Origin of the sequence: Veronia pacifica (genome assembly GCF_001707825.1) — a bacterium.
Taxonomy (GTDB): domain Bacteria; phylum Pseudomonadota; class Gammaproteobacteria; order Enterobacterales; family Vibrionaceae; genus Veronia; species Veronia pacifica.
On record NZ_LYBM01000086.1, the window covers coordinates 1 to 6,236 of the forward strand.

Annotated in this window: 5 protein-coding genes and 2 tRNA genes; 4 read left to right on the forward strand and 3 right to left on the reverse strand. The window is 46.4% G+C overall.

Annotated elements, in window-relative coordinates; genetic code table 11:
- Positions 1-191 precede the first annotated feature (191 nt).
- Positions 192-1,061 (reverse strand): HTH-type transcriptional activator IlvY, encoded by an 870-nt coding sequence (gene ilvY, locus A8L45_RS22990; protein ID WP_068905680.1) that lies wholly within the window; start codon positions 1,059-1,061, stop codon positions 192-194.
- 148 nt (positions 1,062-1,209) lie between these two features.
- On the opposite strand from ilvY, the gene ilvC reads away from it, so the two are divergent.
- Positions 1,210-2,694 (forward strand): ketol-acid reductoisomerase, encoded by a 1,485-nt coding sequence (ilvC, locus tag A8L45_RS22995; RefSeq protein ID WP_068905681.1) that lies wholly within the window; start codon positions 1,210-1,212, stop codon positions 2,692-2,694.
- Between the two features lie 51 nt (positions 2,695-2,745).
- Here ilvC and ubiK read toward each other — a convergent pair whose 3' ends face one another.
- Positions 2,746-3,012: a ubiquinone biosynthesis accessory factor UbiK gene (ubiK, locus tag A8L45_RS23000; protein ID WP_068905682.1), complete on the reverse strand. Its 267-nt coding sequence runs from the start codon at positions 3,010-3,012 to the stop codon at positions 2,746-2,748.
- Positions 3,013-3,202: 190 nt separating this feature from the next.
- Here ubiK and rep point away from each other — a divergent pair, with 190 nt between their 5' ends.
- Positions 3,203-5,221 carry a DNA helicase Rep gene (rep, locus tag A8L45_RS23005; RefSeq protein WP_068905683.1) on the forward strand — a complete coding sequence of 673 codons (2,019 nt, stop codon included), beginning with the start codon at positions 3,203-3,205 and terminating at the stop codon, positions 5,219-5,221.
- 53 nt (positions 5,222-5,274) lie between these two features.
- On the opposite strand, the gene A8L45_RS23010 is transcribed toward rep, so the two are convergent.
- The gene (locus A8L45_RS23010) at positions 5,275-5,694 is read right to left on the reverse strand and encodes a c-type cytochrome (protein ID WP_068905684.1); all 420 of its coding nucleotides are present in this window, start codon (positions 5,692-5,694) and stop codon (positions 5,275-5,277) included.
- A 342-nt stretch (positions 5,695-6,036) separates the two neighbouring features.
- On the opposite strand from A8L45_RS23010, the gene A8L45_RS23015 reads away from it, so the two are divergent.
- Both A8L45_RS23015 and A8L45_RS23020 read left to right on the forward strand, forming a co-directional pair.
- Positions 6,037-6,113, forward strand: a tRNA-Arg gene (locus A8L45_RS23015).
- A 46-nt stretch (positions 6,114-6,159) separates the two neighbouring features.
- Positions 6,160-6,235, forward strand: a tRNA-His gene (locus A8L45_RS23020).
- Position 6,236: the final 1 nt, after the last annotated feature.

Sequence of the window (6,236 nt, forward strand, 5' to 3'; positions counted from 1 at the left end):
CTTATAAAGAAGCCTCGCTAGACATAGCGGGGCTTTTTTTCGTTTGTGATATCGCGATTTATTTCCTGATTAAATACACTTTGCGATACGTTCTTTCCATCCACTTTTATCTAAACTAGCGTTTTACGTCCTACTTTTATTCTTAAAGCCATAGACACGATAGACTCCACGACTTTAATCTTATTCAAACCTTAAGATAACAAACTCATCATAGCGGCAAGCAATGGCTCATTTGAGCGACTCTTCCTGCAACAAAGTCCAAGCTCAAGTGCTTCAACAGGTTCTAGGTTCAGTTTTTCTACCTTGTCCTTTACTGGGCTGTTGTCGATAACCACATCTGGTGCTATGCCCACACCACAGCCGAGTGCAACCATACTTACTATGCCCTCATGACCAGATATTTGTGCGTAGATATTAGGCTTGCGAGTATACCGCTTTAACCAATCGTTAGCGTTATCTCTTGCTCTACCGGATTCAGGGAGTATCAATGGAACATTATCCCAGTTGGTGTCATCTTTTGTTTTACCCACTAGATGGGTGCCTAAACTCGGCGCAATCACTGACATACTTACTTTATCCCACACTTTGAAATATAGGTCGTTAGGCAACAGCTTTGGTTTTGCGCCAATAGCGATATCGGCGCTGTCGTCCATGATCTGACTGGTACTTAGAGCAGGATCGCCAGTTTGAAGTAGTATCTCTATTTGTGGGTAGAACTGTCTGAACCGATTTAATAGATCAGGTAAGTGGCTATAGCTGGCTGTCACAGAACAAAATACTTTCAGCTGACCCTTTAGATTAGGGTCTTCTTCACGAATCACTGACACTATATTTTGCCAATCCGTGACGATTTGCATCGCAACGGGGGCAAGTTGCTTCCCTGCGGCCGTTAAAGCGACAGAACGGTTTGTTCTCGTCAATAACTTCTGTCCAACATCCTGCTCTAGTCGTTGAATGATCCGACTCAATGCTGACGGACTTATGTGCATTGAGGTTGCGGTTTTATTAAAAGACTGGCTATCACATAGATGCAGAAAATATTGAAGGTTTTTAATGTTCATCCCACTACTCACGTTGCATTTTGTGCAATGTATTGTTGTTAATATATCACTTTAGGCAACTTGCTGCCTGATCTAAGATGAACCATCATCGTCGGCCAGAGTCCAAAGGGTCGCGAAATTGAATAAAGACAAACTAATGGAGCCTGAGATGTCTAACTACTTCAATACATTAAACATGCGCGAGCAACTTGCGCAGCTGGGTGTATGCCGCTTTATGGATAAAGATGAATTTGCGTCAGAAGCGGATTATCTGAAAGGAAAAAAAGTGGTCATCGTCGGTTGTGGTGCGCAGGGTCTCAATCAGGGGCTTAACATGCGTGACTCTGGTTTAAATGTATCTTATGCCCTTCGTCAGGCGGCCATTGATGAAAAGCGTCAGTCGTTTAAAAATGCCTCTGAGAATGGATTCAATGTTGATAACTATGAAAACCTGATCCCTCAAGCTGATCTGGTTGTTAACCTGACACCTGATAAGCAGCATACCAGCGTGATCAGTGCTGTTATGCCATTGATGAAAGAGGGTGCTGCACTCGGATATTCTCATGGTTTTAATATCGTTGAAGAGGGCATGCAGATCCGTTCAGACATCACTGTTGTGATGGTTGCTCCTAAGTGTCCGGGAACGGAAGTACGTGAAGAGTACAAGCGTGGCTTTGGTGTACCTACCCTGATCGCGGTTCACCCTGAAAATGATCCAAATGACGATGGCTTAGAAATTGCCAAAGCGTGGGCAGCGGCAACAGGCGGCCACCGTGCAGGGGTTCTGGAATCATCGTTCGTTGCTGAAGTGAAATCTGACCTGATGGGCGAGCAAACGATACTCTGCGGCATGCTGCAGGCGGGTACGCTTGTTTGTTATGACAAGATGGTAGCAGACGGTATTGAACCAGGCTACGCCGGTAAACTGCTGCAGTTTGGTTGGGAAACGATTACCGAGGCCCTGAAATTTGGCGGTATCACCCACATGATGGACCGTCTGTCTAACCCAGCAAAAGTTCGTGCTTTTGAGCTGTCTGAAGATTTAAAAGACCTGATGCGTCCGCTTTATAACAAGCATATGGACGACATCATCTCTGGCCATTTCTCTAGCACCATGATGGCTGACTGGGCGAACGACGATAAAGAACTACTAGGCTGGCGTGCAGAGACTGCGGATACTCCTTTCGAGAACTATCCAGAATCTGACGTTAAGATCACTGAACAGGAATATTTTGATAACGGTATTCTGATGGTTGCCATGGTTCGTGCGGGTGTTGAGTTGGCGTTTGAGGCAATGACAGCATCAGGCATCATCGATGAGTCTGCGTACTATGAATCACTGCATGAGCTGCCGCTGATTGCCAATACGGTTGCTCGTAAGCGCCTTTACGAAATGAACGTCGTTATTTCTGACACTGCCGAATACGGTAACTACCTGTTTGCAAATGTGGCGACGCCTCTACTTCGTGAGAAGTTTATGCCAGGTGTAGAGACCGATGTTATTGGTAAGGGACTGAACGAAGAGAGTAACCATGTCGATAACGCGACGTTAATTGCGGTTAACGAGGCGCTTCGGACGCATCCTGTAGAATGGATAGGTCAGGAGCTACGTGGTTATATGACTGACATGAAACGCATAGCAGTAGGCGACTAAAAGCCATACTCAGCTTAAAAAAAGAAAAAACCCGGCAACTGCCGGGTTTTTTTATTCTTTATCACTTTCTGTTGCACTGAATTTTTTCTCCAGTGCTTCCATTTTTTGCTCCATCTCAGTCAGCTTCTGGCGAGTTCGCAGGAGCACCTGAGTCTGCACATCAAACTCTTCCCGGCTTACCACATCCAGTTTCTCAAGCTGCGCCTGAATCACTTCTCTTACTTTCTTTTCGACATCAGCGCCGAGCTCTTTGACCGGTGTCGGCATTGAGTCTTGGATCTGGCGAACAACCTTCTCAAGCTTTTTGGGATCAAACATGTAAAACTCCTTAGGTAACTGTCGCTATTCTATGCAATTAGCCTATTTTTGTCGAAGTATCGCTTCGCGAAACTGAATTATCTGGCGATGAAAAACGAGGGTGATGATTACACGAGTACAAGGATAGACATCGCCCGGTTTCCTTTTAAAATGCAATCTTCACTACGCACGATTTTTCAAAGAGGCTCAAATGAAACTGAACCCTGCTCAGAATGATGCTGTTCGCCATGTATCAGGACCTTGTCTGGTTCTCGCTGGTGCCGGTTCAGGCAAAACCCGGGTGATCACCAATAAGATTGCTTATCTTGTCCAGCAATGTGGGTACAAAGCAAGAAATATCGCAGCTGTTACCTTTACCAATAAAGCTGCTCGGGAAATGAAAGAACGTGTCAGTCAGACTATGGGTAAACAAGAAGCGCGTGGTCTGATGGTTTCGACTTTTCACACACTTGGCCTCAATATAATCCGCCGTGAATACAAAGTGCTGGGCCTTAAGGCGGGCTTTTCATTATTCGATGATCAGGATCAGATGGCTCTGCTTAAGGAACTGACCGAAGAGCAGCTTGATGGTGATAAAGATTTGCTCAATCAGCTCATGCATACAATTTCAAACTGGAAAAACGACATGCTGACTCCAGCACAGGCTGAGTCTGCGGCAATGGGTGACAGGGATAAACTTTTCGCACATTGTTACGCAGCTTATCAGAAGCAAATGAAAGCATATAATGCGCTGGATTTTGATGATTTGATTCTGATGCCTGTCTTATTGCTTAAAATGAATGAGGAAGTAAGGCAAAGGTGGCAGAGCCGCATCCGCTATTTGTTGGTGGATGAGTATCAGGACACCAATACCAGTCAGTACCAGCTAGTGAAGCTTCTTGTGGGCGAGAGAGCGCGCTTTACCGTCGTGGGCGACGATGATCAATCAATCTATAGCTGGCGAGGTGCACAGCCGAAAAACCTGATTCTGCTCAATCAAGATTTCCCGTCGCTGAAAGTGATTAAACTGGAGCAAAATTACCGCTCAACCAGCCGGATTCTTCGTGCGGCCAATATATTGATAGATAACAATCCACACGTATTTGAAAAAACACTCTTTTCCGCGATCCCCGACGGGGAAATGTTGAAAGTGCTGAAAGCCAATAATGAAGAGCATGAAGCAGAGAGGGTCGTCGGCGAGATGATAGCTCACCGCTTCATGAATCGAACTGATCACAAAGATTACGCCATCTTATATCGGGGTAACCACCAGTCCAGGTTATTTGAGAAAGCATTGATGCAGAACCGGATACCTTACAAGATCTCTGGCAGTACCTCGTTTTTTGCTCGTGCAGAAATCAAAGATATTATGGCTTACCTCAGACTCCTGACTAACCAGGACGACGATAATGCGTTTTTGAGAATTGTAAATACACCACGACGTGAGATTGGCCCGGTGACACTCGAAAAGCTGGGTAGCTATGCCAATATGCGAGGGAAAAGCCTGTTTGCTGCGAGCTTTGAACTTGGTCTGCAGCAAACATTGACAGGGAGAGGCCTAGAGGCCCTTCAGGGCTTTACACGTTGGGTTGTTGAACTGTCAGACCGATTCGAGCGTGGGGATGCCGTAGAGGCTGTGCGCTCTTTGGTTAGGGATTCTCACTATGAGGATTGGCTATATGAAACGTCCTCCAGTCCGAAGGCGGCCGAGATGCGAATGAAAAACGTGTCAGATCTTTATAGCTGGATAGTCGCGGACCTCGAGGGGGATAACTATGATAATGAGCCAAAATCGCTCAGAGAGGTCGTTCAGCGCCTTACCTTGAGGGATATGATGGAAAGGGGAGAGGACGATAATGAAGCCGATCAGGTGCAGTTGATGACACTTCATGCCTCCAAAGGCCTCGAATTTCCATATGTTTATCTTGTTGGAATGGAAGAGGGGCTACTGCCTCACCAATCCAGTATTGATGAGGACAATGTTGAAGAAGAGCGTCGCCTGGCATACGTAGGTATAACCCGTGCTCAACGCGAAATGACTTTTACCCTCTGTAAAGAGCGTCGGCAGTATGGTGAGCTGATAAAGCCGACTCCAAGCCGGTTCCTTGAGGAGTTGCCGCAAGATGACCTCGAGTGGGAGGAAAAGAAAAAACCACAGAGTCAGCAAGAGAGAATGGCAAAGGGGCAGGCCGCTATCGCTAATCTGAAGGCAATGCTCAACAAAGATTAACAGCAGCCATTGATATTGAAAAAGCTACCTTATCGGGTAGCTTTTTTTGTCAGTTAGAGACTCAGCATGTGCTCTATCGCGGCAATGATTTCATCATCTGAGCAATCCATACAGGTGCCCTTAGCAGGCATGCCATTAAAGCCATTGATCGCGTGCTTGTATAGCTTCTCTTTACCTTGCGCAAGGCGTGGCTCCCAAGCGCCAGCGTCACCACTGATGGGAGCGCCAGCAGCCCCAGTTGAGTGGCAAGCCACGCAGAAGGTGCCATAAACAGCATCACCAGACCGCGGTCCACCCGCTGCGGAAACCACCTTGACCGGTGCTTCCCCATCTTTGTAGACGCTTCCTACCGGAGCGATACGACTAGCAATTGCTTCATCAGACATGTCGGTCGCCTTTACAGCGCCTACAAGAGATAAAGCCGAGATCGCTATAACGGCTATACCTCGCAGAAAAAATCCCTTTGTGCTCACTGTTGAACTCCCAGTTTTTATTGGTCTTAACAAACGTTAAGCCTGCTTCTTATATAATTATGCTTGCAAGTGGTCATAAAACCAGCAACCAGCAGTTTTTTGTAATGATGCCACAAATAAAAGTAGCGAACTTTGGGCCATCGCAATTAACGTTTGTAAAACCCATGTAAATGTACGGTAATTATAACGCTTTAGATTGTTGCATTAAACCGTTAAGATGAAAGGCTGTGATTCGTTTTTGTACTTATTGGTTAAAAACGAAGCGGTCAGAAAAAAAATTGAAAAAAATGCTAGACGGCAGGGGGCCATATCCGTAATATGCGTTTCCGCCGACAGGGGCAAGCGCCCGTAGCTCAGCTGGATAGAGCGTTGGCCTCCGGAGCCAAAGGTCACAGGTTCGAATCCTGTCGGGCGCGCCAGTAGGTCCAAGGTTTTTAGGACGGTGTTGGCAAAAGAAATACAGTGGTGGCTATAGCTCAGTTGGTAGAGCCCTGGATTGTGATTCCAGTTGTCGCGGGTTCAAGTCCCGTTAGCCACCCCAC